Here is a 24480-nt window from a genome sequence, read left to right on the forward strand (position 1 = left end):
CTCAATCGCTGCCATGACTGTTCGCGCGCGCCTGCTCCTGCGCCTTTTCCTGCGACGCCACTCCATTAAAGAACAGATTGAGCAGCACGGCGACGATGGCAGCGAGCAAGATGCCGCTGTGCAGCAGCGGCGACAGGGCCTTGGGCATGTGCTGCGCGTATTGCTCGGCCACCAGCGGCAGCATGCCGAAACCGATCGACAGGGCCACGATGAACAGGTTGTTGCGGTTGCTCTTGTAGTCGACGCCAGCCAGGATGCGGATTCCGGTGGCGGCGACCATGCCGAACATCACCAGCCCTGCCCCGCCCAGCACGAACGCCGGCACGGCTTCGGCCGTCTGCGCGATCTTTGGAATCACGCCCATGACGAGCAGGATGATGCCGGCCGCGACGCAGACCCAGCGGCTGCGCACGCCCGTTACACCCACCAGGCCCACATTTTGCGAGAACGAGGTGTACGGGAAGGTATTGAAGATGCCTCCGATCAAGGTGCCCAGGCCATCGACGCGCAAGCCACGGCTGATATCGGCCTGCGTGATGCGCTTGTCCGTCATTTCTCCCAGCGCCAGAAACATGCCCAGCGACTCGATCATGACGACGATCATCACCAGGCTCATCGTGACGATGGCAACCACGTCGAAGGTCGGCATGCCGAACTGGAATGGCGTGACGATGGCAAAGGCCTTGGCGCTGGCCACCTTGGCGAAATCGGCCTTGCCCAGGGCCAACGACAGGGCGGTACCGGCGATGATGCCGATCAATACCGCAATATTCGACAGGAAACCACGGCCATACTTGGCCACCAACAAGATGACAGCCAGCACGAAGAAGGCAATGCCCATGTTATCGAGCGCGCCATAGCCGGGGTTGGCAATCATGGGCACGGGACCGGCTGGCGCGGGCAAGCCGGCCGCCGTGGCGGCAGCGGCCATCTTGACGAAGGCAGGATCGGCAATCTGGGCCATGGCCGGCGGCCCGCCCATGGCCCAGTTCACGCCCACGCGCATCAGCGACACGCCGATCACGGCAATGATGCTGCCCGTGACCACGGGCGGAAACAGGGCCAGCAGGCGGCTGATGAAGGGAGCGATCAGCATGGACACGACGCCGGCGCCGATCACGGCGCCAAAGATGCCGGTGATTCCCAGGGCCGGATTGTTCGCCATGGCCAGCATGGGACTGACGGCGGCAAAGGTCACACCCATCATCACGGGCAGGCGGATGCCGAAGTACTTGCCTATCCCCAGGGACTGGATCAGAGTGACGAGGCCGCAGCAGAAAAGATCGGCACTGATCAGCGCCGCCACCTGCTCGGGCGGCAGCTTGAGGGCACGGCCGACGATCAGAGGCACGGCGATGGCGCCCGCATACATGACGAGCACATGCTGTAAGCCCAGCGTGAACAGTTTGCCGGCTGGCAGGACTTCATCGACGGGCGATGGCATGGCAGGCGTGGCGCCCGGCACGCTGCGGTGGATGGATTTCAGACGGGGAGTGGCCATTTACGCTCCATTTCCTGGGTTACCGCGGCCCGGATGGGCGCAGATGAAAGGGAAAAGCAAGAGAGAAACGGGACGACAGGAACGCACTGGCTGCGGATGATGCATGCGAAGCTCCTTGGATGGGACGACCAAGGAATACCATGCATGCATCGTGCCAGGTAAATTGTATACAGTAATTGTGCCGAAATAGCATCGCGGCTGTAAAAATCGGATGCTGGACGCGCTGCCGTGCACTGTTTTCTGGCGCGCCGGCACGCGGCCGCACCAGAAGGCAGCATCGGAAGCGGCGTCCAGACCTGGTACGACGAAGCGGTATCAAGGTCTGGGACTCTGGGACTCTGGCATGGCGAGTGGCGCCAGGCGACGACCTCAGGGAATCACGCGCGGCGCAAGCAAGCTGCAAGCCGACTGCAAACAGCCGCAGGCCAGCCGTAGAGCAGCCGCCGACGTCGTTGCGCAACAATCGACGCTAGCTGCCAGCACAGCCATCCATCAGCGCTTCCAGCTGCCGCACATAGGCCGCGCGCAAGTGTTCACGCGCCAGCAAGGCTTGCACTTGTTCAAAAATGCCATGCTGCGGCACGGTTGGCAAGACGGGTGCCGCAGGACGAACGGCGATACAGGGCACGCCGATGGGCAGCCTTTCCGCTGCGGCTTCAAGCTTTGCCCCACCTGCCGCGCAGCCGCCCAGCAGCCCAGCAAGCACGCAGACCAATACACAGGCCCATGAACAGGTCAGTGAATGGGATAGTGAGCAGGTCAGTGAGCAGGCTGATGAGCAAGCCCGTGCGCCAGCCCATAAACAAGCCTGCAAGTAGCCCCGGACACGCAGCAGCGCTGGCGCACTCGTCATTGCCGCCCTCATGGCGTCCCGCCAGCGGGTCTTCCAGCCATTTCACTGGCGATCAGCACCTCGGCCGCCTGGCAAGCGTCATCATCCGGCTGCAGCGCCAGAATGCGCGCCGCTGCCGCCTGGGCGTCTGCTTGCCCAGCCTGCGCATTGTCCAACGCCTGCCGGGCCCGTGTCGACCGCCGTACTCCCTCCTCCCGCATCGCATTCAGGGCCTGGGTCTGGCGCCGCAGCACAGCTTGCACCTCCAGCACCTGTGCCGCGCATGCGGCACGGCCAGCCTCATGCCCCCAGCGCTGGGCGCAAAACACGGCGGCCCCCAGCAACAGCAGCATGGCCAGCACAAGCAAGGGCGGCTTCATGCCAGCACCTTGCGTGCTGCTGCATACAAAGCCAGGCGCTCGGCCAGGCCGTTCACGCCACCGTTGATGCGGCGCGTAACGCGCTCCTGGTCGCCCGCGTCGGCCAGCCGGTTCAAGCCGCGCGATTGCCAGAACCAGCCCGCCGAGCGGCAAGCGGCAGTCGTTTGCTCCAGCAACTGCGGCGCGGCCAGCAAGTCCAGGCCCAGCGCCACGCCGCACGCGGCATAGTTGGCGCGCCCCGTTACCTGCAGCAAGCCGCGTCCCTTGAAGCGCACGCCATCGCCAGCAATCACATTGCCCAAGTCCGCCCGCCCTTCATAGGCCGCGCCGCTGGCCAGTTCGCGCACATAGCGCAACTGGCCCGATTCATGGCCCACCTGCGCCAGGAACGACGCCCGGCGCTGCGGCGTATCAATGCTGAACTCGGCCATCGCCGCATTCAGAGGTGCCAGGAACAGCGTAGCGCGGCGGCCGGCCAATGGCATGATCTGCATCAATTGGGCGCCTGTCACAGCATGCCCCGCACATCCTTGACGGCAGCGGCCGCATCAGCCGCCAGTTCGCCGATATCCTTGCCGCGCCGCTTGTCGAACCAGCGCACGCAGGCGCCCAGTACCCACCAGGCGGGCAAGCCGGCCGCCACCATCAGCGGCGCGGCGATGAATAAAAAACCCGTGGCCGGATCGCCGCCATACAAGCCCGCCACGGTCTTCGCGCTGTCGAACAGGCTGGGCCACCACGACAGCACGGCGGCCACGAGCACGGGACCGAGAAAAGTGGAAATGATGATGCTGGAACAAAAACGGATAAATGCCTCCTTGGTGGATTGGGGCCACATGAACATGAAGCCCAGCGACGTGGCAGCGGCGCCGGCCAGCACGGGCACGCCAAACAGTTTGATCAATGCGCCGCCGGCGGCGGTGGTTTCGAGGGCCATGGTTGCCTTTCAGGTGGTGGAAATAAAAAAACCCGCCGAAGCGGGTTTGGATGTTGCAAGCACAATCTTTATGCCACCTTCACGATTACACGTGCGCGCCCATCGTCTTCGGTGGCGATGACCTTGCCGATGGCACGCATATACTGCTTGAGCGTCAGCTCGTCTTCGTTGACGGGGATGCCCGTAATGCCCTCGCCTTGCTGCACCGGGACGATGAACTGGCCGGGCACGGCACCCACGACGTTGCATGGCACCTGGCCGGCAAAGGCGATGCGGTCAACCTTCTTGCGCAACGCTTCGAGTGCGGCATCGAAGACGAGTCCTGGTGCCTGACGAGCAGCCCACTCTTCATCCGTATCGCCTGCCAGCGGGACCTCGCGGTATACGGCAGCCTTAGCCGGGACAGCTGGAGTGAGCAGGGTCAGGCCGTCGTAGACGGCTTCGATAGCAGCTTGCGCCTCGCTGACAAGCTGCGATTCGACGCTGTCGAGTGTACGCGTCACAGATGCAGGACGCGGACCAAGCTGCTGCGACCACTTGTCGCCACCCACCATGCACGGATCAGTGGACTTCACGGCAAACGAAATGGCATCAACCCAGCGGTCGGTAAGCTGGCCATCCGCGCCGATGCCGATCACCTGTCCTGCGGCTACGATGCCGCATGCAGGGGACTTGAAAATGTATTCGGCATAGTCGGCGCCGCCTGCGTTGATCGTCCCGCTGACGTTAATGCTACGTCCCGTGTTAGTGCTTGCATTTACAGACACACTACACGCAGAAGCGGACCCCATTGCCCCTGCCGATACATAAAACGTCGTGCTGTTTGGGATTCGGAGGTTAGTCTTCCCCTGCGACTGGTCAATCCCTCCTATGATACTTTCGCTCTCCATTGCTGGAATGGGGCCGACTTGTATCGCACTAGAGACGATGCGTGCCGATGAAGACAGGGTGCCCCGAACTGCTAAATCTCCTGCCCCGCTGATGACCATCAGATCAGCACTTTCCAAGTTGCTCTTGACATCAATTGCACGCAGGCGCAGGTCGTATGACAAGCAGGTGTACGTGCCATTAGATGTGGGCCGACCAGATGACGTGTACCACCTGAACTGCCCCTGATACGATAAACCATTTGTCCCCCCGACCCCTAGCGCCGCCACCAGCGATGGCGATGTGCCTCCCTGATGCGCCGCACCACGCAGCATCGTGGGCGCGTCCCCGGGGGCCGGAGCGCCAGGAGTCACAAATGCAAGACTGCTGAAGCTGACGATCGGCCCAGATAAATTGCCGCCCGTCAGTGGCAGCGCATTGTACGGTCCCGCCGCAAACGCCCGATCCATTTCATTCAATTTCTCGTTGACGTTAGGCATACCGTCATAAAATTTATCAGCCATTTAAATTCCTTCAATTTGTAGTGCTGCAGAATAAGTGTCAAAGTACGGCGTAGCCACAGCATCGATATTGCTGACCTTGCCATACAGCATGTAGTCCTGTTCTACCAACGGATCCGGATTCTCCGGGAACAAGCTGAACAGCATCGGCTTGCCCTTGCCGTTCTCACGCAGGATGCGCATGAAGCGGGCTCGGTCCATCGGTGTCAGGTGCGTCAGATTGATGCTCAGCTTGTCGCTAGTCGTGCCCAGCGCGGTTTTCAGGTTACCTGCACCCGTTCGGTAATTTTCACTGCTATCCTGCGTCTGCAACTGGGCGCCGTAATCGGCGTTATATTGCGGTGACCAGTAGTTGCCCACCACCAGACGCGAGATTTCCAGGTAGCCTTCCGGGCTTTGTGGCGCAGACACGTCGATCACTATCTGGCGCACGCGCACCGGCGCGAACCATGTCACGCCGTCAGAGCCGCCGCCGCGCGGCCAGGTGTTCACACCGCCCCACTGGTAGGCGTTCCAGCCGAGCGGCAGCACACCCCAAGGATAGGATCCATGCACAGCAGCCGGACACGGGAAGATGCTGCCTGTGTCGAATACCGGCACGGCGTCGCCCGGCCGGGCATAACCGCGCACGCGCATGCGCGCGCTACTGGTCATGTTGGTGGAGATCAGCGCCACGCAGGCGATGGACTCCTGTGTCGGCCATATAGCTGAGATGGTCTGCGCCGTACCGACGGCGCGCAGCACGGCATTCTTGCTGTCGCGCTGTAGGTTGGCCGGGCCCAGTTCGCCGGTTTGGCTTAATGCAGTCAACACCGCGCGGTCAGCGGCATTGTCGTGGATGATGCGAAGATTTCTCATGGCAGCATTGCCCCTTCCAGGATGAGGTAAGTGGTTGGTAAAATCAACCCAGTGGTAACGCCCATAGGCTCGGTGGCGGTATATCAACAGCGCTGCCTCGTCACCATCCCCTCGACTATCTCGGCACCGGACGTGCGGCGCCGCATGCTCCGATAGAATTCGGCGCGTCAGCGATTGGTGCCGCCGCTGGGATCGTATGACGGATCGGAGGTTGGGCAGGCCATCACGACAGGCCGGATCGGCGGCGGGATCGTCATGACGGCCCCATTTGCTACACAAGATGCGAGCGGAAACTCAACGCGCCGCCGGCGCTAGTTTCGACGGCCATGGTTGCCTTTCAGGTGGTGGAAATGAAAAAACCCGCCGAAGCGGGTTTGTGGAGACTGCTGTTTTGCTACACGACCTTGACCATCACATAGGCCCGGCCCTCGGGTTCAATCGATATCACGCGGCCGACGGCATCGAGGTACTGCGAATGCGTGAGGTCTGCCTTGCAGACGGGAATACCCATGATGCCGGCGCCGTCCTGGACCGGCACGATGTAGTCGCCCGGCTGGGCACCCAGCACGTTCACCGGCACGCGGCCGGCGATGGCGATGCGGTCGACCTTTTGGCGCGCAACTTCCAGCGCCGCGTCGAAGGTGGCCATGGTCTCGGCGTCCTGCTGCACGGCAAGTTCGTGGGCGGCGAATGCAGCGGCGAACGCTGCCTGTTTTTCTACCCACTCGTCGTCGGTGTCTCCAAGCTCGGTGACCACGTCCTCGTATTCCGGTGGGTTGATGCCTGGAACTGGCTGCTGCGTTACCACATCGGCTCGACGCAGGGACTGGGTGGGCGCTGGCCCTGCCTGGGGCGACGGGCGCGCCCCTATGTCGCTTGCCCAGGAGTCGCCACCAACGAACGAGGGAGCGGTCGATTTAATCGAAAACATAACGGCGTCAGCCCACTGGTCGGTGACTTTATTGTCAGCAGTGATGCCTACTATTTGACCGGGAGCGACAATGCCGCAGGTCGGGCATTTGAAAATGTACTCGGCATAATCGTTGCCCATCGTATTTACTGTTCCTGGGACAGAAACGCTGCGTCCGGTCGCAGAATTCTTACCTGCATACAATACGCTACTGGCTGCGTTCCACCCTCCAAGGCCATCAGATACGAGAACAGCAACGCAAGGATTTGTCGCGCCACCTCTGCCAACATGTAAAATTTCATTGCCTTGTGCGGTGCCGCGACTAATATTGTGACGCAAGGTAGATGCGTCGCTGCTGCCAGCTTTAAGTAGCGGCATGTACACAGCACCATCGCCCTTAATACTCAACAGGTCAGCTGACCATACATTAGACCCTGTATCGTACGCTTTCACGGCTAATCGGAATCCTTCTTTTTGTAGCGATCCAGTACCAGCAGAGGCAAGAAATCCAAAGCACCCTGGATGAGCAAGACTATCTATCCCACCAACACCGAGTCTTAATATCTCTTTCGATGCTCCCGGAGCAAGCTCATTTTGTAAAGCTCCTGCCGAAAGGAATGTTGTCGTAATACCCCCGTCACCAGCCCCGACGGCTTTGTTAAATAGTGTACCAGCGCCAGGACTTGGAAAATCATACCAACGTGGGGCCACATACCCGGCTGCTCCCACTGTTTGCGCAGTGTTAAACACCAGGGTTCCCGTCACAGCAGAAGTTTCCACAGGGGATGAGAACGTTGTAGCACCACTTCCTAGCAGGTCAAACGAGCACCGGCAGTATGCCCCTGGCCCTAAATATGCATATACGTTGTATGCGCCATCACCAAGAAGAGTAACTAAAAAGCTAGTTTGCTCGGAGCGCCGGCCATTGGCATGCCATTCAACTTTCAGGCCGTCCTGCCCATGAATCACAATGTTTACTTCGGTACTGTGCCATACGCCGCCGGAAAAGAATGTCTGTACCCCACTAATTCGCAAAGAAGCGTAGGTTCCCACAAGAATCTGCGCTACAAGAAGGCAACGCGCTCCTCCGCCGTTCTGCAGGTAATCATACCCATACTTGGCCGTACCTCCAGCACCGAGCGGCTTATCTGACCGGATCGGAATAGCCGGATCAATCCATGCCGGATTCATATAACCATTCGGCCCACCAAGCGGCGACCGCCCCACAGCTGGCGCATACGACGCCACCACGGCGCCCCGTCCAGCCAGCTCGTTCAAGCGCTGGATGGTGTCCTTCTGTCCATAATAAAAAAAATCGCTCATTACAACTCCTCTATTTCAATGTTGGTGGCATAAGCCTGGAAAGATGGCGTCGTGATGGCGGCCAGGTTGGCCAGACGGCCATACACCTGATGCGCTTGCTCCAGTTCGACATCGTTGCTATCCGGATACATGCTGGCGAAAAGCGGGCGCGACAGACCGTTGCCGCGCACGATGCGCCATAGTTCTGCACGGTCCAGCGGCGTCATGTGATCGAGCGCCAGCGACAGTTTGCGGTACATCACACCCCGTTCCACCTTCTGTTCCCCAGCGCCGTTACGGTATTGGGTGCTGGTGTCGACCGGTGTAATACCAGCGCCATACGAGGCGTTCTGCTCGGGACTCCAATATGCCCCTGCGACCAGGCGCGCGGCCTCGATGTAGCCGGCAGGATTGCCGGGGTCGGCCAGGTCGATCACCAGCTTCCTGATGCTGCGCATCTGGAACCAGCAACGGGCGTAGGTACCGCCTCCGTAACTATAGGCATTCAAGCCCAGCGGCAACGCGCCCCAATCCCACATGCCCAGCCGCGCATACTCACATGCTGGCATGACGCCCGTATCGAATGCAGGCGCAATGTTGCCGGGCTCGATGTAGCCGCGCACGCGGATGGTTGCCCCTGGGGTCAGGTTGCAAAACGGCAGGGCCACGCCACCGACAATTTCCGGTGACGGCCACGTTGCCGTGATGCTCAGCGCAGCACCGATTGAACGCAGCACCGAAGATTTTCCTTCCCGCTGCAAATTGGCCGGCCCCAGCGCCCCCGCCTGGCTCGATGCCGTCAACACAGCACGGTCGGCGGCATTGTCATAGATGATGCGAAGATTTTTCATATAAATTCCAGCAATAAGCTTTATGGCAAAAACTGCCCGTCGATCACGAAAAAAGGAGATGGATCGCTGACCGTTGACCCTTCCGGCATATTTCCGCTCATGAGGCCCGACATGAACATCACACCTGTCGAATACGCGACGCTATTACTTTCACGCAGCAAAAATTGCCGACTATCCATCTTTATAAAGCCTGACTCACGGTCGATATAGTTGACGTCGTAGAAAGGGCTGTTACCGATAGCAACTGGACGGACAGTGGGAGGCAAGTACGCAGCGGAAGACAGATTGCCCGCAGCTACAGGAAACGTGATATTGGGTGCGGCAAAGTCATGGGCAATGGCACCATCGCTATTTCTCAGTAGCAAACCAAACTGTGAACTGGCAGCGGAAATCGTTGAAAATGCCCATATATCAACCGCATACTGCTGATCAAATCCAGAAAAATCGGGGTTGCCTCCACAATACGCACCGATAGTGTAAACACCGTTTTTGTGACCGGTGCCAACAATACCGACTCGTCTCCCCATAGGCAGATCGATAGCCCATAAAACAGGCCTGGTGGATGTAAATGTGTGCGTGGAGTAACCTGCAGTACGAACGCCTCCAGAAGTCGATGGCTGTACCACGCGCGACAGCGTCGCCTTGCCGATGCATTCTGTGCCACGCGATTCGTTGTGCACTACCAATTCCTGCTTTAAATTACTAATCCTGAGTGCAGTCTTCATTTGAGATAGATCCCTGCAAATGTGCGGTTTTGAGAGGATGCTGTTCCCGTTGCCGGAAAACTGAAACGCGGAACGCCCGATAGTTCGTCGTAGCTCCAGTTACTGTGTGTCGCACCATCGCTGTAGACCACCATTGGGGTACGGCCTCTGGGCATAAGGGGATAGGAACGCACGATCTCGGCACCCGATATTTCAATGATGTCGAGACAAATGCCGCCGGCAGCAATTTGCGAATCGAAGACCACCACATCGCCGCGGCGGATTTTCAGACCGGTACTCATGTGATGTATTCCCCAAGCTCAATACAGGGCAGCGAATGAATGCCATCGTAAAAATACAGTCCGCTACTGGTCATGTCGTAACCTGCCCCGTCCCCTCTAGGAATACGGCCTGGACTGCGTATCAGCTGAAACGAGCCCGTTACCCCAGACAAGGTACCGCGAAAAGTGCCACTATTCGCGTGTAAATTCCCATTTCGATCCAAACACCATCCCGTCGTGCTGCCACTCCCATTCCAATTGCTGCTATAAATATCGCCGCCAATCTGCGCATTCACAATGGCAGCGTTGGCGATGTAGGTCGGCGAATTGGTCGGCGTGATCTGGCCGTAAAGATTGTCGCCGAAACCGGCCCCTGGGCCGTCCGCCCAAGCCGATGGCACCGTCTGCGCGGCCAGCGCCACGCCGAGATACCACGATGAAGTAAAAAGGTAGGCATCGACTTCTCCCTTGCCAACAAGCACGCCACGCACAGACGCGTAAGCTGCCCCTGCCGGCGCCGCAGCAAATACCACGGATCTTGGCCACGCGCTCAGAGGGCCTGTGGACGACACGCTATCCACAACATTGCCAGCCATCTCCGTTATATATGCTCCTGTGCCATCGAAAAATGCGATGTTTACCGCGCCCTTGCAGCGGTGGGTAGTCATGTAGATGCTGAACTCGTAGCGTACGCCAGAAATCACCGGAAATTTTCGGAATGCACCAGCCTGCCTCGGGGTCATAATAGCCACGGCGTCTACTGGAACGGTGCCCGGACACCGCATGTAGACGCCACCGGCGCCGGTCGGCCGGTAGAGCTCTGGACTCTCGATCACTGCCGTTAGCGCCGGTGCGAAGGAATACTCCACGCCGAAGCCCCCCACAGTGCCAGGGTAGGGGCCGGAATTGCTGATCAGATTGCCTGCGCCTATCCCTGTATTGATATAGTTGGACGTCAAGGGCGTGCCAGCGCTGAGAATAATCTTGCCAGTGGAATCCTTGATACTCAGGCCGCGCGCATCGATCTTTTCGGCGGTAACGGAGTCTGCCGCCAGCGCCTGGGTGGCCACCGATCCGTTGACCAGCAGATTACCATTCAGCACCGTGCCAAGTACCAGCCAGGCGCCGCTGTCAAAATACTTCGTCACCGCATGCGTCGCGTCATACAAGGTCACCACGTCGCGGTTGACCGGTGCGCCATAGCCTGCACGCCCCAGTTCATACACTGCCGAGGCATCCGACCAGGCCGAGTACCCGGGCGCCGTCACCGTCACGGTGCCGCGCTGGCCAGTAGCACCATCGGCGGCCAGGCGCGCTGCGGCGGCCCATTCGCCTGGCGCGATGTCGTCGGTCGCCGTGCGCGACGCGGCCGTGGCGCCCGATGTGAACAGATAGGCGCCGCCCGCCGCCGGCACCTGGGCTGACCAGCCATTGTTCAGGCCAGTGAGCGCACCGGTGGCAAACGTGAACGTGCATGCCGCACTCGGTAGTGCCGGCGCGATGTTGGTGGCGCCGCGCTGGTAGATGCGCACGGGTGCCACGTTCAAACCGTCGGTGCCGTCCTTGGCCAGCTGCACCGCCGCCGACCACTCATTGGCGGCGATATTGTCCGTGGCATTGCGCGAACTGGCTGCTGCCACGCGCACGTACAGCGGCGCCGTGCCGGCAGGGATGTTCTTCGACCAGCCATTGGCCAGATCATTGCCGGCCGGCGTCGTGATGGCCGCCGTGGCGAAGGTAAAGATAACGTCGCCCGGAGAGTCAACGGGTGCCGCAGCGGCGCGCTTGTAGGCGAAGGCCTGGCCCGTGTTCAATCCGGCCAGGCCGGTATCGCCATTGACGCCGTCGAAGACCTTGCTGACCATGTAGTTGGCGATGTAATCGACGCCAAATTCACGGATGCGTGCCTGCACCAGCGCCGTATCCGTAGTCATGCTGGAAAAATCGACGGTGGCCACGTTGCCGTTGACCCGCAACGCCGTGCCGGCGGATACGGAAAAGACGATATCGCCCACCACATTGACGGACTTGGCGGTGATGGCGATCGAGCCTGGCGCGCCGGCGCCGGCGCTGTTCACGCGAAAGACGGGCGTACTGGCAGACATCAGGAGCGCCTTGCCATCGGCCGTCGTGCTGAAGCGCTCCGCCGTCGCCTGCAGCAGCGTATCGCGTTCCCCCACTATGGCGCTCATGCCAGCACCCCCACCGTCACTCGGCCGGTCAGCCAGAAGCGCGACAGCAGTACCACCACGCCCGGCACGCCGTCCTGCAAGCCAAAGCGTTCAGCGCGCAGTTGTACGGGCTGTCCCAGTTCCAGCATCATCATCTCGGGTTCTCCATCGAATTCGTAAATGGTGCGCGGTACCTTGCTCAAGGCCAGGCGCCGCTGCGCTTCCGCGCGGGCATCGGCCCGCGTCTTCAGGCACGTATCGATCTGCACCGGGTCGTCGCTCAAGCGGTAACGCGTGCGCACCGCCGCGTCGACCACCGTCTCCGTCAGCCATTCGGTGGCATACAAATCCGCATGCGCGGGCGGTATGCTGGTCGTCAGGCCAGCCTGCGGCGTCCAGTTCCGGTCAAAACCGATCTTCACGGCGGCCGTCACCGGCAGGCGCTGCGCGGGACGCAGCGAGCGTTCGCGCATCTGCTCCGGACCGATCGCCACCGGCACGCCGGCGGCCGGCAGCGCGATCTGCACCAGGCGCAGCTGGCCCGTGCGCGACATGATCGCCTGGGCGCCCACGCTGGCCGCCAGTTGCTGGATGGCCTGCGCCTGGTTCGTGCGGTCCGCAACATACAGCCCCACCGGCTGCGGGTGGGACGCGTCGAAGGCGGCCAGGTTGTCCAGGTCCAGGTCCGCCAGGACAAAACGGTCGGCCGCCTTGCCGTAGGCCGTGGCGATACGTTGCACCAGCGGCGCGATGCGCGGCGCATAGCCGCCGCCTTTGTCGCCCTGTACGCTGGCCGTGATCGTGGTGGAAAACGGATCGGTAGTCAGGTTGAAGCGGCCCGCCTGGTCATTCAAGGCCACGGCAATCGGCTTGCCGTTGGTGCGCACTTCAAACGTCGATTCGACCGCGCCGAGAAAACCGTATTCCAGCGTGGCGGGATTGGTCAGCAAGGGCGTCACGTTGTGGCACTCGCCAAACGGTATCGGCAGGATGGCGTCCTTGTTCGGCGTCGTGCCACCCAGCTTCGCCTCGGAGATCGGCGTATTCAGGCGCTGCAGCTTGTCGCGCAGTACCAGGTTGACCGACTCGCGCCCCGCACTGGCCACGTCGGCGATGATGCCGTCAAAGACCAGCTGGAAGTCGGCGCGCGGCCAGGACGGATCGCCGGCCCAGGCCTTGATCGGCCGGTTCATCCAGACATCATCCAGCCAGCCATCAAGCGCGCCATCGGCGTTATCGAGTTCGATATCGCCGCCCGACAGCCCCGCCTCGCCGGACAGGCTGACCTGTTCCGTGAAAGCCAGGCCGCCCTTGGCTAGCGGCTGGTAGGCGGTATTCGCCGGCACTTCGCGCGGCCCGGTGATGTAGGGCCGCGAAGCGATATACCGCGTCACCTCGCTGCCGGCCACGTTCACTTGCGCCTCGATCAGCACCATGCGGATGGCCGACGGGCTTTGCAGCCAATCCTGAAATTGCGCATCGGTCATGCGTACTCTCCTTTCACTGCATTGGCCCAGGCGGATGCCCGGGACGATTTATCCACGCCATCGACCACCGTCCTGGCGGCGCTGGCATTCGATTCAAAGGTGGCCTGGATGGTGGCGCCCGTCTGCGCCCGCTGGTCGGCGCGCAAACCTTCCAGCTCCACGCGCATGGCCTGGTTGTCTTCGCGCAGGCCGCGGATTTCGGCTACCAGTACATCGGAGCCGACGTTCGCCGCCGACGAGTAGCGCACGGGGTCGAAGACGGCCGCTGTAACGGGCGAAGTCATCGCCGCCAATGCAGCGACCACGGGAGGATTACTGAACTGCACACCGAGGTCCGCCGCACCACCCATCGCCGCCCGCAGACCGGCAATGGCCTGCGCCACCGTCAGCACACTGTCGTTAATCGTGATCAAGCCCGACACCTGGGCATTGAGCGCATCCAGGCTGGCCTGCTGCACGTCGACCTGCGCGGCCGCCCACTTCAACGCTTCCTTGTTCGCCTCCACCACGCGGGCATAGTCCGCCGCATAGCGGGCGTCGGACGCGTTGACCACTTGCGATGCCGTCAAAAACGCCTGTTCGGCGGCAGACAGACCCGATTGCGCCGTCGTGTCCCCCGCATTCGCGGCAGCCAGGGTTTTCTCGAACTGGGCGCGCGCCTCGGCATATTTCTGTTCCGGCGTCAGCGTCGACTGGGCACCCAAAGCCATGCTTGCATTGAGCCCGTTCAAGGTCGTCACCCACGATTTCGACTTCTCCAGCGCCGATTTGGCCGCCGCCGATTCCGTCTCGTAGGCCTTGGCCAGCGCATCCTTCGCGCTGGTCACCGCCTTGACGGCCTGGATCTGGTCGAACAGCCCCCGATTGACTTCGGCGACGCTGCTGCGTTGAGCAGCCAGCAACTGCGCTTCGCTTTGCGTCAACTGATTCAACTGCTGTTGTAAGTCCCGCCGTTCGCTGGCGATGTCGCTGGCTGTCCTGGTGACAGCAGCCAGCTCGCCAGTGGCAGCGGACAGGTCGGCGGCATAGTCGGCCGCCTTCTTGAACGGCTCGGCCAAGGACAGCAGGGCCACATACAATTCAGCCGACCCTTCTTTTCCGATGGCCACGCCATCAGCAGCGGACAGTACGGCAGCCTTGAAGCCGTCCATCGTCGTCACGCCACCCAAGCTCAACTTGCCCATGGCGTCATTCACCGACTTGGTGATCGGCGCCATTCTTTCGGCTTCAGTCAGGAAGTTTTCGTAAAAATACGAGGTGCCGCTGGTCAGCTTTTCCAGGCCACCGGCAGTATCGATCAAGTCTTCGCTCAGCTTTACCGCTGCCATCCCCGTGACGCCGAAAGATTTTCCCAATACAAACAGGACATCGCTGACCTGCTGGAAATCATTGGCGATGCGGTTCAGTGTTTCAAACGCGCCTTCGCCTATCTTGGCGAAATCGCGCAAGCCGGCGACGCCAGCATCAGCCATCTTGTCGCCCAGCGCAGAAAATGCCGTTTCCAGCGCTTTCTGCTGATCCTCGGCCGACAGTCCCTTCAAACTGATCTTGCCCAGATCGACCTTGAAACTGTCCATCCGTGCATTGAAATCGCCACCAGCCACACCCATGACGTTGGCTGCGCCACGAATAGCGTTGCCCATGCTGACGATAATCATCGTGAACTGCTGATTGACGTCATCGGACATTGCTGCCGTCTCGGTCTTGTTCTTATTGCTATAAGTAAAGCCCAATGCTTTCTTCTTGGTATTGACATCGGCATACGATTGGGCGGTAAAACCGATATCCTCGATCTGCCCCAGACTCATGGCCTTGCCGGTAATCCCCTGATCGACCACCGTCTTGGAGGTATTGAACAGTTTGGAAACAGCACTGCCTAACACGGCGCCCACTACACTGCCGAGTACCAATCCGAGGGGGCCGCCAATCGCCGCCATGCCCATGCCCAGATAGGTACCCAGCATGGCGCCACCCAAGCCACCAGCTGAAGTACCCGCCAGAAAGCCCATCGTGCCTCCCAAGACCTTGGTTCCTGTCTGCACACCCGCAGCAGCTCCGCCCGCTCCCGTCGCCACCGATTCGCGTGCCAGCAGGTTGGCCAGGTTGCCGATACCGGCAGCGAGCTTGCGCAGTGAGTTGTCCATTGAAATGGTATGCGCCAGGCCCAGTCCGGAATTTTTTTCCATGATGACCAGGCTGCGCGCGATCGAATCGCTTTTGGCGGATGAGTCACCCAGCACCGTGCCGGTGCCGTTTGCTTTCTGACGCTCCTTGGCAACATCGACATTGCCGCCACCTCCACCGCCAATCGCCACGCCCAGGCCAGCCACGATCGCCGCCATGGCCGCCATGCGGCCAAACGCCGTATAGGGATCACCCGATCCCTGGCTCAGTACTGCGCTGATTCCCTTGGGCACCAGTTCGGCCAGAGTCATGGCCACTTCCGCAGCATGAAATACCTGGGAAACCGTGGTCAAGGCCTTGTAGCCGGCACTTTGCTCGTCAAAGAAGCCGGCCGCGGCACCGGCCATGTCGCTGTAACCTTTCATCTGTGCTTGCGTGGAATCAAGCTGCGCTTTCGATTTCGCGGCGATTTTCGCTGGTTCGTCCGCCTCGGCATCCTCCTTCGCATTCGCCAGGGTCCGTTGAATATCCTGCTGAGCCTTCTTGTGATCAACCAGCGCTGCGGTAACCTTGCCTATCGTGCCGCCCACCTTGCCGAAGGCCTTTTCCAGCGCATCGCCCAAGGCTTTGGCGCCATCGGCAGCCTCTTTCCATTGCTGCTCGTCGGCTGCCTTGGCATCGGCGCGGTCCTTGGCCGTTTTTGCCTTCGCGTCGTCTTCCTTCTTTTTCCGCGTATCTGCTGCCTGCTGGCGGGCGATTTCTTCCACCTGCGCCAGCTCGGCCTGCATCTTCGGCTCCACCCTCGCTTTGGCGGCGCCAGTTTCGGCGATCTTGTTCTTGTTTTCCTGAACAGCTTGCGGCGTTTTCGCCTTAAAGGCGCTCAACACATCGATCTGCTTCTGGTAGGCATCCGCTTCCGCCTTGCCCCGCTCGCGAATGGCGTTTTGACGACGCTCAAAGTATTGCTCGTCGCTCAGTGCGCCCCCCTTGCGATACAATTCATCGAGCTTGGCGCTCTGCTCAAAGCCCTCCGTTTTCAAGCGCAACTCATCTCGAATGGCTTGCAACTGCCCCGCACGCCGCGCATCGCTATCATCGGAACCAAATGCGGGCGGAGGCGGCGCAACCTTGTATGCAGCGCGAATATTGGCACGCATCTTTTCCTGCTCAGCAAGGGGAACCGCCAGTGGCGTTCCATTTAGCGAGGCAACGTTTTTGTTGTATTGATCAATTGCTGCAGCCTCCTCGTTAATTCTCCTGGCATAACGCGCCTTAATCGCGTCGATACCATTCTGTGCCTGTTTTTCAGCATGATTTTTTTCTTGAACCCCGCGCTGTGCATCGGCAACACTGTTCTCCTGGGCTAGCTTAGTCACCAGTACCTGCCGTTCCTTTGCCCTCTGCTCAAGATATCGCTGCAGTTCCTTGCCGCTCATGCCCATGCCTTCATGCGTACCCATGCTGGCATGGCCGGTAACTTTGGCTGAATTGACCTCCAGATCCAGTTGCTTGATCTGGTCTTCCACTATGGTTGTGCGGCCCATGCCATTGACACTATCTTCGCCATTCGACCAGAGGGTCTTAATAGCCCGCATCGCCGTACCAACAATGCTCAGGTTTTCGCCACGTTTTTTCAGTTCCTCGTTGTAACTTCTCGCCGTCGCGATCATCGCCTCCTGGGTCTTGCCTTCCTCCTCGAGCGTCTTGATATGCTGGTACTGGCTGGCATCCAGCGTTCGATACACCTCGGCATGGGTATCGACCCAGTTGACAACACCGCCAGCCATCGTGGCAAAATTCGCGGCCACCTCCCCTGCCGGCTTGTTTGTAATCTGTGCCGTGGCCACCGCGGCGGCGCCAACCGACAACAAGGCCTCGCCCGTAAATTCTCCCGTTTCCAGCAGCGTTTGCAAGGCTACGCGCGCCTCGCCCATGCCGGCATTTTCAAGATCGGCAACCGACTTGACCATGGTATTGAACTGCCCTTCCGTGATGCCTGCAGCGTTGCCTGTCAGTTGCATCGCCCTGGCAAAATTATCCGACTCCTGTTGTCCCTTCACATAGGCATTCGCTGCAAATGCGGCAGCTTCCCCAAGCATTTGCAGCGCCAGCACCGGCCCCGCGCCCAGGCGCGTGACTGCCACTTCCGTCAGGCCGGATACATTCGCCAGCTCTCCCAGGCCATCCTTGATTTTCCCGACGTCGGCGTTCATGCCTCCTTCGCCGATCTTCAACGATGCCCTGGCAAAGCCTTCAACGGCGGTCATACCCTTGAACAAGGCATCCGAAGCGTCGCTGCTTTCGTCACCAAGTACTCTGGACGCGTCTGCCGCCGCCCGTACAGCTTCGGCCTGCGCACGCATGACTTGCTCAGAATCGCGCATCCTGATGTTCGCATCCTGGACTTGATGTCCAGCCTCGCCGCTGGCGGCGGCCAGGTCGCTTATCGCCTGCGTACCTGCCCTCACTTCCGCCGTATTCACAACAATTAATATTTCCGTTATATCTGGCATGGTTGGCCCATAAAAAAAGCCGCGCATGGCGGCCGGGTTGGAAAATGCGGGTCAGCCCGCCGCATGCTGGTGCGACAGGAACAGCGCATCGAGCTGGTCCAGCAACTGATGCTCGAACGGCTCGATGGCGATGGCGTGGCGCGCCTGCCAGGCGAGGATTTCCGTGCTGGCGATGGGATTGACGGCCATGCCGTTCTGCCGCTTGCGGTTCAATTGCGCGAACCATTCCCACACGTGGGCCAGCTCGAACGGCATTGGGGGCGTCGCCTCCTCGGGCGGCGCGCGGTACAGCGGATGGCGCCGGGCCGCATCGATATGCTCGCCCTTGGCATGGCCATCGGCCGCCCGCGCGCCGCGCTCGAACTGGTGCCCGGCGTAGCGCAGCAGGCTGGCCGTCAGAGTTTCAAAAAATTCGACTCGTTTTCCAGCGCCGTGGTGACCTTTTCCTGCCAGGTCGGGTATTTTTCAAAGGCCGCTTCCAGCAGCTCGGCATCGAGCGGCACTGGCGCGCCGTTGCTGGTGAAGCCGTACCAGCCCGTGACCACGGCCAGCGCCAGGCGTTTCTGGTTACCGTCGATGGCTTGCACCAGCAGTTCCGCGCCTTCGTCGGTGGAGGCGTCGATGGCCGTCTTGCGGCGCGCCGATTTCTTGTAGCCTTCGGCGCGCACGGCGTTGTTGGCCAGGCGGTATTGCTCGCTGTTCTTGCCGACGATGGTCAGGCCGGCCACCGCTTCGCCATCCGCGTCGAAGATGACGGGCACGTCGAACGTGACTGGAGTGGCGGCCGCATGGATATTGCCGATGTCGAAACCTGCCTGGATTTTTTGCGCGTTGTTCATGTGTGCTGCTTTCTGGATGATGTGAAAAAATGTAAAAAGGCCGCCATCAGGCGACCCCGGGTCAAGCGTCAGCCGCTTACAGCGCACTGTCCTGGATGGTCAAGGTGGTCGCTTCGTGCTGCGCGTCCGTGCCCTTGTAGCGCAGGACGTCGAAGGCGCAGGTGACGATCTTGTTTTTCTCGCCGTCGTCGATCTTGGCCGAGGTGATCTTGATGCGGCCCATGGCCAGCGCCAGCACGTCGGCGGCCGGCGCGGTGCCCGATGCCATGGCGTAGGCCAGCGGGATTTCCGTCTCGGACTTGAAGTAGTCGAGGTAGGTGGCGTCCTGCAACAGCACCGTGAACTGGCCCGAGCCCATCACCTTGCCGCGCGAGGCGGCCGTGGCGTACTTCGAGCCGATCACCGGGTCGACCTTGACCTGGCCGTCCAGCGAAACGGACATGCCGGTGCAGATCTGCGACGGGATGCCGTTCACCGACAGCATCGCCGTGGCGCCCGAAAACTTGCCGCTGCCAGGTGCGGCCAGCGGCGCGGGGAAGTACGGCACGGCCGTGGTCGGGCCTTCCGCCTTGCCCATCAGAGTGAAGTCCAGGCTGGTGATGCCGTTCGGCTGCACTGCGATATCCATCTTGCTGACCAGCTGGTCGATGAAGCTGCGGTGCACGCCGATCTTCGGGTCCTGCACTTCGGCCGTGAACCAGTCGGTGGTATGGCCCGTCAACGGGGTGAAGCTGCGCTTGCCCACGGCCGCCACGCCGACCGAGTCGCCGGCCGCCTTGACGATCATCGCCGAGCCGTCCATGAACTGGCCATTCAGGTTGGTGGCCGTCACCGACGTGACGAAGAAATTCTTCGCGTTGTTGGCGGCGGCCGGCGCCGTCATGCCGGTGATGCGCACCACGCTGCCGGCGCGGAAGCCTTCGCTCAGCCAGGAACCGGCACTGCGCGTCAGGCCGGAGGCTGCCGCGGCGATGGTGGTTTGTGCGGCAGCCACGCCGCCTGCCGTGAAGTCGCGGCGCAGCAGCGCCGCCATCAGCGGTGCATACGTGCCGCACGCCGCTTCGGCCTTGATGGCGCCCGTGGTGCGGAAATTGCCCAGGCGGGTATCGCCCTGCTGCTGGCTGGCGTCGATTTCGGCGCTCGCGTATTTGTCCGCTTCCGTGTCGAAAGTGGCTGTGACGCGGGGATAAATCTGGCCGCCGCCGGCGGCGGCCTTGCTGCCTTCGGCGCTTTGTTTGCTGATAACGATCAAGCTGTCGATGCCGTTTGCTGTCGATGCCATAAGTAATACCTTTCGTGGGATGAAAAAAAAGACCGCATCTGCGGTCTTGAGGGGGGAACTGCCGATAATCAGGAAACGAAAAAGCCCGCACGCGGTGAGGCGGCGGGCTGGCGTCCGGATGGCGCGGGGCCATGCAGGACGGAAGGTGAGCGAAGGGGCCATGAAGGCCGTTCGCTGCGCTGAGTTCCCCTATCGGTGTCGCGCCTTGGGCGCGTCTATTACGAGTGGAGAAGCATGTGGTGTACTGCGGTGCTGCCGGTGTTGCTGTTGCTGCGTGATCGAGACTCTATTGTAGGGGCGTTTTTTTCAGTGCCAGGCATATTGCAGAAAATTTGTCAGTGGCCGAGGCGGCGCATGGCGCGGGCGCCGTGCGACTGGAAGATGCCTTCCAGTTCGCTGACCATATCCTTGATGCGTTCGAGCTCGAAGCCGCCGGAGCAGCTGATGGCCGCCTCGCCGGCGCCGTGGCAAGCCTTGCAGACGACAGGCGCGCCGGCCTGCATGGCAGCGACGACGCCCGTGCCGTGGCAGACCTTGCATTTGCTGTCGAGCCAATGCGCGAGCGACGCTTCGGCAACGCGGCGGTACAAGGTATTGGCCGCCTGCGCATCCCAGGCCGTCTGCGCCTTGACCCAGCGCCGCGCACGGCCCTTCTGCGTCACGGCAGCCGTCCAGGCGCGCAGCAACTGCGCCAGGTTGCCCGCATTGCCTTCGAACAGGCGGCTGACGGTGCCGTCCGCATACTTGACGCGGCACAGCAAGGCACCCATGTCGCCGGCCAGCGCGGCCGCCGCGATAACATCCAGGTCGTGGTGGACAGCATCGTCGCGCAAGTTCTGCGACGACAGCGATGCGATGAATTTTTCTGCAAACCCCATGATTTCTCCTCGTTGATACTAATCGTTATTCTGTGCCGGGCCAAACAGCGCCGCCACCAGCGGATCGCGGTGCGCCGTGCCGCGTGCCCAACTGGCCGTACGGCGCACTTGCGGCGGCAGTTCGGCCCAGCCATCGACCTCGTCATCCTGCTCGCCCAGCGCGTACAGGGCGGGCCGCTGGCGTCCCGGTTCCGTGCAATGGCGCTGCGCCAGGTGGATCTGTCCCATGCCGCACATGTGGCGCAAATAGCGGCTCATGGTGCCCGCATCGAGTCCCAGCAAGGCGGACAATTGCGCCGCGCTGGCCTGGCCCTGCTCGCGAATGTACTGCGCGATGCGGGCGATATGCAGCTGCGACTTCTTGCTGCGTCCCTGTAACTGGCGCCCCTGCCGCGCCGCCGCCCTGCTTTCAACCAACTGACTGCTGTTCAACATCTGCCTGACCTCCCGTGGTGTCGCCAACCGGCAGACGCTGTAGTGCGTTTGCGACAGGCAACGAGTGGACTTTATCAATCGCTAATGTTAAAGTCAAGCATTTGGTAATTTATCAAACGGTAAATTTCAGGTTTAATGTGGAGATGAATATGTATCAATACAGACGCGACCGCCTGCTGGCCCTGATCCGCGAGCACTACGACAACACGCGCAAGAAAATTTCCGACGTCAGCGGCTGGAGCGAGGCGCGCATCTCGCAAATCCTCTCGCCCACCTACCGCGAGGGCCGCGCCTTCAGCGAAAAGATCGCGCGCAAGCTGGAAGCGGACCTGCAGTTGGACAGCATGTACTTCGACCAGGGTGCGGCGCCGGACCAGGTGACCATGGCCGCGCGCGCGCTGGCAGGCGTGCAGGCCGTGGTGGTGGAAGATGGCGAGGATGAACGCTTCTACCCGATCCGCAAGGTGAAACTGCGCCTGTCGGCAGGCATCACGGGCTTCGCCATCGAACCGGAAACGCACGACGGCAGCACCATCAGCGTGCCGCGCAGCTGGGTCGAGCGCAATGGCTACCATCCTGAAAAACTGGTGGCGATCAAGGTCAAGGGCGAGAGCATGGAGCCGGCCCTGTACGAGGACGACGTGGTGATCATCAACACGGCCGACAACCGGCCAGCCGACGGCATTGTGTTCGCCATCAATTATGAAGGCGAGCCGGTGGTCAAGCGCATGGCGCGCGATATCGGCGAATGGTGGCTGACGTCGGACAACCCCGACCAGCGCAAATACCATCGCAAGCTGTGCCGCGGCAATGAATGCCTGATCGTCGGCAGGGTCGTGCGCAAAGAAAGCGACCGGATTTGAATGCGAAGTTTATCGATTGATAAACTTCGCTTGCTTCCTGGCGCTTACGCCAGCGCCGCCTGGATCTGCTGCAGCGATGCCGGGTCGTCCATCGACGTCAGATCGCCTGGGCTGCGCCCTTCACAGATGGCCTGGATCGAACGGCGCAGCAGCTTGCCCGAGCGCGTCTTCGGCAGCTGCGACACGAACAGCACGCGCGCAGGCCGCGCCACGGCGCCCAGCTGGCGGTCAACGACGGCCATCACTTCGCGCTCCAGCACCGCTTTCGCTTCGACGCTGTCGAAACCGCGCGGGTCCTTCAGGATCACGAAAGCCATCGCCACCTGGCCTTTGAGCTTGTCTTCCACGCCCACCACCGCCACTTCCGACACGTTCGGGTGACTGGTGATGCTTTCCTCGATTTCACGCGTGCCCAGGCGATGGCCGGCCACGTTGATCACGTCATCAGTGCGGCCCAGAATAAAATAATAGCCATCCGCATCGCGCAGGCCCCAGTCGAAGGTGGAATACACTTGCCGGCCGCTGAAGGTGGACCAGTAGGTGTCGACGAAACGCGCGTCATCACCGTACACCGTTTGCATGCAGCCCGGCGGCAGCGGGCCTTCCAGTACCAGCACGCCCTTCTCGTTGGCGGCGCACTCCTCGCCCGTCGCTTCGTTGAGCAGCTTGATCTGGTAGCCGTACATGGCCAGGCCGGGGCTGCCCAGGCGCGTCGGGGTATCGGCCACGCCTTTCGCCACCGAGAGAATCGGCCAGCCCGTCTCCGTCTGCCAGTAGTTGTCGATGATGTCCACTTTCAGTTCATCGGCGATCCACTGCGAGGTGGTTTCATCGAGCGGCTCGCCCGCCAGGTACAGCGCCTTCAGGGAAGACAGATCGTATTTGCGCATCAGTTCCACCGGGTGCTTGCGCAGCACGCGGATGGCCGTCGGCGCCGAGAACATGCGCGTGACCCTGTATTTTTCAACGATGCTCCACCAGATGCCGGCATCGGGACAGATGGGCAAGCCCTCGTACAGGATGGTGGCCATGCCGGCGATCAGCGGACCATACACGATGTAGGAATGGCCAACCACCCAGCCGATATCCGAGGTGGCAAAGAAGGTTTCGCCGGGCTTGCCGCAGAAGTTGTACTGCATCGACGATGCCAGCGCCACCGCGTAGCCGCCCACGTCGCGCTGCACCCCCTTCGGTTTGCCCGTCGTGCCCGAGGTATACAGCACATACGACGGCTCGTTCGATTCGAGCCAGGTGACGGGCACCTGCGCGTCCAGGTGCTGCTCACACAGAGCCGCGTAATCGACGTCGCGGCCGGGCGTCAGTTCCATCGGCACGAGATGGCGGTCGACCAGCAGCACCTGCCGCGGCTTGTGCGCGGCGATACGGATGGCTTCGTCGAGCAGCGGCTTGTAGGCTATCGCCTTGCCATTGCGCGAGCCGGCGTCGGCGGAGAACACCAGCTTGGGCCGCGCATCGTCGATGCGGCTGGCCAGGCTGTTGGCGGCAAAGCCGCCGAACACCACGGAATGCACGGCGCCGATACGCGCGCAAGCGAGCATGGCGAACGCCGCCTCGGCGATCATCGGCATGTAGATCAATACGCGGTCGCCCTTGCCCACGCCCAGCGCCAGCAGGATGGCGGCGCAGCGCTCCACTTCGCGCTGCAGCTCGCGAAAGCTGTAGCTGCGCTCGGTATTGGTCTCGGTGGAAATGGCGATCAGCGCGGCGGCATCGCCCTGGCTTTCCACCCAGCGGTCAACGGCGTTGTGGCACAAATTCGTGGTACCGCCGACGAACCACTTGGCAAATGGCGGGCGGGAATAATCGAGCACTTGCGAAAACGGGGTGTTCCAGTCGATCTTGTCCGCTTCCTCGCGCCAAAAAGCGTCAGGTGTGTCGATCGAGCGTTGATAAAATGCTGCGAAATCCATGTCTCCTCCGGTA

The 24480-nt window shown here is 61.3% G+C and carries 21 protein-coding genes; 1 reads left to right on the top strand and 20 read right to left on the bottom strand.

Going from position 1 to position 24480, the window contains the following annotated elements; translation table 11 throughout:
- Window position 1 precedes the first annotated feature (1 nt).
- The 19 genes from LSO07_RS19060 to LSO07_RS19150 form a co-directional block, all read right to left on the bottom strand.
- The gene (locus LSO07_RS19060) at window positions 2-1444 is read right to left on the bottom strand and encodes a nucleobase:cation symporter-2 family protein (protein ID WP_151097774.1); all 1443 of its coding nucleotides are present in this window, start codon (window positions 1442-1444) and stop codon (window positions 2-4) included.
- A gap of 526 nt (window positions 1445-1970) precedes the next feature.
- On the bottom strand, window positions 1971-2129 hold the full coding sequence (locus LSO07_RS19065) for a hypothetical protein (protein ID WP_170846291.1): 159 nt from the start codon (window positions 2127-2129) through the stop codon (window positions 1971-1973).
- Window positions 2130-2362: 233 nt separating this feature from the next.
- A complete protein-coding gene (locus LSO07_RS19070; RefSeq protein WP_151096286.1) occupies window positions 2363-2713 on the bottom strand; it encodes a hypothetical protein in 351 nt (116 codons plus the stop codon).
- Complete coding sequence (locus tag LSO07_RS19075; protein WP_151096287.1) at window positions 2710-3207, bottom strand: glycoside hydrolase family 19 protein; 498 nt, start codon at window positions 3205-3207, stop codon at window positions 2710-2712. Before LSO07_RS19075 ends, LSO07_RS19070 begins: the two co-directional genes overlap by 4 nt.
- A 14-nt stretch (window positions 3208-3221) precedes the next feature.
- On the bottom strand, window positions 3222-3650 hold the full coding sequence (locus tag LSO07_RS19080; protein ID WP_034785835.1) for a hypothetical protein: 429 nt from the start codon (window positions 3648-3650) through the stop codon (window positions 3222-3224).
- A gap of 68 nt (window positions 3651-3718) precedes the next feature.
- Window positions 3719-5041, bottom strand: coding sequence for a hypothetical protein (locus tag LSO07_RS19085; RefSeq protein WP_151096288.1), 1323 nt, complete (start codon window positions 5039-5041; stop codon window positions 3719-3721).
- Complete coding sequence (locus LSO07_RS19090; protein ID WP_151096289.1) at window positions 5042-5896, bottom strand: hypothetical protein; 855 nt, start codon at window positions 5894-5896, stop codon at window positions 5042-5044.
- Window positions 5897-6290: 394 nt separating this feature from the next.
- The gene (locus LSO07_RS19095; protein ID WP_151096290.1) at window positions 6291-8129 is read right to left on the bottom strand and encodes a hypothetical protein; all 1839 of its coding nucleotides are present in this window, start codon (window positions 8127-8129) and stop codon (window positions 6291-6293) included.
- Window positions 8129-8959 carry a hypothetical protein gene (locus tag LSO07_RS19100; protein WP_151096291.1) on the bottom strand — a complete coding sequence of 277 codons (831 nt, stop codon included), beginning with the start codon at window positions 8957-8959 and terminating at the stop codon, window positions 8129-8131. Before LSO07_RS19100 ends, LSO07_RS19095 begins: the two co-directional genes overlap by 1 nt.
- 20 nt (window positions 8960-8979) lie before the next feature.
- A complete protein-coding gene (locus LSO07_RS19105) occupies window positions 8980-9684 on the bottom strand; it encodes a hypothetical protein (protein WP_151096292.1) in 705 nt (234 codons plus the stop codon).
- Window positions 9681-9965 carry a hypothetical protein gene (locus LSO07_RS19110; protein WP_151096293.1) on the bottom strand — a complete coding sequence of 95 codons (285 nt, stop codon included), beginning with the start codon at window positions 9963-9965 and terminating at the stop codon, window positions 9681-9683. Before LSO07_RS19110 ends, LSO07_RS19105 begins: the two co-directional genes overlap by 4 nt.
- Window positions 9962-12136 carry a hypothetical protein gene (locus tag LSO07_RS19115; protein WP_151096294.1) on the bottom strand — a complete coding sequence of 725 codons (2175 nt, stop codon included), beginning with the start codon at window positions 12134-12136 and terminating at the stop codon, window positions 9962-9964. The genes LSO07_RS19110 and LSO07_RS19115 overlap by 4 nt, the downstream gene beginning before the upstream one ends.
- Complete coding sequence (locus LSO07_RS19120; protein WP_151096295.1) at window positions 12133-13602, bottom strand: hypothetical protein; 1470 nt, start codon at window positions 13600-13602, stop codon at window positions 12133-12135. Before LSO07_RS19120 ends, LSO07_RS19115 begins: the two co-directional genes overlap by 4 nt.
- Complete coding sequence (locus LSO07_RS19125; protein WP_191909725.1) at window positions 13599-18239, bottom strand: phage tail length tape measure family protein; 4641 nt, start codon at window positions 18237-18239, stop codon at window positions 13599-13601. Before LSO07_RS19125 ends, LSO07_RS19120 begins: the two co-directional genes overlap by 4 nt.
- 51 nt (window positions 18240-18290) lie before the next feature.
- A complete protein-coding gene (locus LSO07_RS19130) occupies window positions 18291-18494 on the bottom strand; it encodes a phage tail assembly chaperone (RefSeq protein WP_051991236.1) in 204 nt (67 codons plus the stop codon).
- Window positions 18495-18634: 140 nt separating this feature from the next.
- On the bottom strand, window positions 18635-19078 hold the full coding sequence (locus LSO07_RS19135; RefSeq protein ID WP_151096297.1) for a hypothetical protein: 444 nt from the start codon (window positions 19076-19078) through the stop codon (window positions 18635-18637).
- Between the two features lie 76 nt (window positions 19079-19154).
- Window positions 19155-20360 (bottom strand): phage tail tube protein, encoded by a 1206-nt coding sequence (locus tag LSO07_RS19140; protein ID WP_099394051.1) that lies wholly within the window; start codon window positions 20358-20360, stop codon window positions 19155-19157.
- Between the two features lie 335 nt (window positions 20361-20695).
- On the bottom strand, window positions 20696-21238 hold the full coding sequence (locus LSO07_RS19145; RefSeq protein ID WP_034783962.1) for a zinc finger-like domain-containing protein: 543 nt from the start codon (window positions 21236-21238) through the stop codon (window positions 20696-20698).
- Window positions 21239-21256: 18 nt separating this feature from the next.
- Window positions 21257-21673: a FeoC-like transcriptional regulator gene (locus tag LSO07_RS19150; protein WP_099394052.1), complete on the bottom strand. Its 417-nt coding sequence runs from the start codon at window positions 21671-21673 to the stop codon at window positions 21257-21259.
- A 149-nt stretch (window positions 21674-21822) separates the two neighbouring features.
- Here LSO07_RS19150 and LSO07_RS19155 point away from each other — a divergent pair, with 149 nt between their 5' ends.
- Window positions 21823-22536, top strand: coding sequence for a S24 family peptidase (locus LSO07_RS19155; RefSeq protein ID WP_052140253.1), 714 nt, complete (start codon window positions 21823-21825; stop codon window positions 22534-22536).
- Between the two features lie 44 nt (window positions 22537-22580).
- Here LSO07_RS19155 and LSO07_RS19160 read toward each other — a convergent pair whose 3' ends face one another.
- Window positions 22581-24467 (bottom strand): propionate--CoA ligase, encoded by a 1887-nt coding sequence (locus LSO07_RS19160; protein ID WP_151096298.1) that lies wholly within the window; start codon window positions 24465-24467, stop codon window positions 22581-22583.
- Window positions 24468-24480: the final 13 nt, after the last annotated feature.

This window comes from Janthinobacterium sp. PLB04 (genome assembly GCF_021165895.1).
GTDB lineage: Bacteria > Pseudomonadota > Gammaproteobacteria > Burkholderiales > Burkholderiaceae_D > Janthinobacterium > Janthinobacterium lividum.

What these genes read in the sequence shown, in the direction of transcription:
- LSO07_RS19150 (WP_099394052.1), bottom strand. Translation starts at nt 21,673, where the DNA reads ATGTTGAACAGCAGTCAGTTGGTTGAAAGCAGGGCGGCGGCGCGGCAG.
- LSO07_RS19060 (WP_151097774.1), bottom strand. Translation starts at nt 1,444, where the DNA reads ATGCCATCGCCCGTCGATGAAGTCCTGCCAGCCGGCAAACTGTTCACG.
- LSO07_RS19125 (WP_191909725.1), bottom strand. Translation starts at nt 18,239, where the DNA reads ATGCCAGATATAACGGAAATATTAATTGTTGTGAATACGGCGGAAGTG.
- LSO07_RS19140 (WP_099394051.1), bottom strand. Translation starts at nt 20,360, where the DNA reads ATGGCATCGACAGCAAACGGCATCGACAGCTTGATCGTTATCAGCAAA.
- LSO07_RS19085 (WP_151096288.1), bottom strand. Translation starts at nt 5,041, where the DNA reads ATGGCTGATAAATTTTATGACGGTATGCCTAACGTCAACGAGAAATTG.
- LSO07_RS19105 (WP_151096292.1), bottom strand. Translation starts at nt 9,684, where the DNA reads ATGAAGACTGCACTCAGGATTAGTAATTTAAAGCAGGAATTGGTAGTG.
- LSO07_RS19120 (WP_151096295.1), bottom strand. Translation starts at nt 13,602, where the DNA reads ATGACCGATGCGCAATTTCAGGATTGGCTGCAAAGCCCGTCGGCCATC.
- LSO07_RS19135 (WP_151096297.1), bottom strand. Translation starts at nt 19,078, where the DNA reads ATGAACAACGCGCAAAAAATCCAGGCAGGTTTCGACATCGGCAATATC.
- LSO07_RS19115 (WP_151096294.1), bottom strand. Translation starts at nt 12,136, where the DNA reads ATGAGCGCCATAGTGGGGGAACGCGATACGCTGCTGCAGGCGACGGCG.
- LSO07_RS19160 (WP_151096298.1), bottom strand. Translation starts at nt 24,467, where the DNA reads ATGGATTTCGCAGCATTTTATCAACGCTCGATCGACACACCTGACGCT.
- LSO07_RS19070 (WP_151096286.1), bottom strand. Translation starts at nt 2,713, where the DNA reads ATGAAGCCGCCCTTGCTTGTGCTGGCCATGCTGCTGTTGCTGGGGGCC.
- LSO07_RS19145 (WP_034783962.1), bottom strand. Translation starts at nt 21,238, where the DNA reads ATGGGGTTTGCAGAAAAATTCATCGCATCGCTGTCGTCGCAGAACTTG.
- LSO07_RS19100 (WP_151096291.1), bottom strand. Translation starts at nt 8,959, where the DNA reads ATGAAAAATCTTCGCATCATCTATGACAATGCCGCCGACCGTGCTGTG.
- LSO07_RS19095 (WP_151096290.1), bottom strand. Translation starts at nt 8,129, where the DNA reads ATGAGCGATTTTTTTTATTATGGACAGAAGGACACCATCCAGCGCTTG.
- LSO07_RS19075 (WP_151096287.1), bottom strand. Translation starts at nt 3,207, where the DNA reads ATGCAGATCATGCCATTGGCCGGCCGCCGCGCTACGCTGTTCCTGGCA.
- LSO07_RS19080 (WP_034785835.1), bottom strand. Translation starts at nt 3,650, where the DNA reads ATGGCCCTCGAAACCACCGCCGCCGGCGGCGCATTGATCAAACTGTTT.
- LSO07_RS19155 (WP_052140253.1), top strand. Translation starts at nt 21,823, where the DNA reads ATGTATCAATACAGACGCGACCGCCTGCTGGCCCTGATCCGCGAGCAC.
- LSO07_RS19130 (WP_051991236.1), bottom strand. Translation starts at nt 18,494, where the DNA reads ATGCCGTTCGAGCTGGCCCACGTGTGGGAATGGTTCGCGCAATTGAAC.
- LSO07_RS19110 (WP_151096293.1), bottom strand. Translation starts at nt 9,965, where the DNA reads ATGAGTACCGGTCTGAAAATCCGCCGCGGCGATGTGGTGGTCTTCGAT.
- LSO07_RS19090 (WP_151096289.1), bottom strand. Translation starts at nt 5,896, where the DNA reads ATGAGAAATCTTCGCATCATCCACGACAATGCCGCTGACCGCGCGGTG.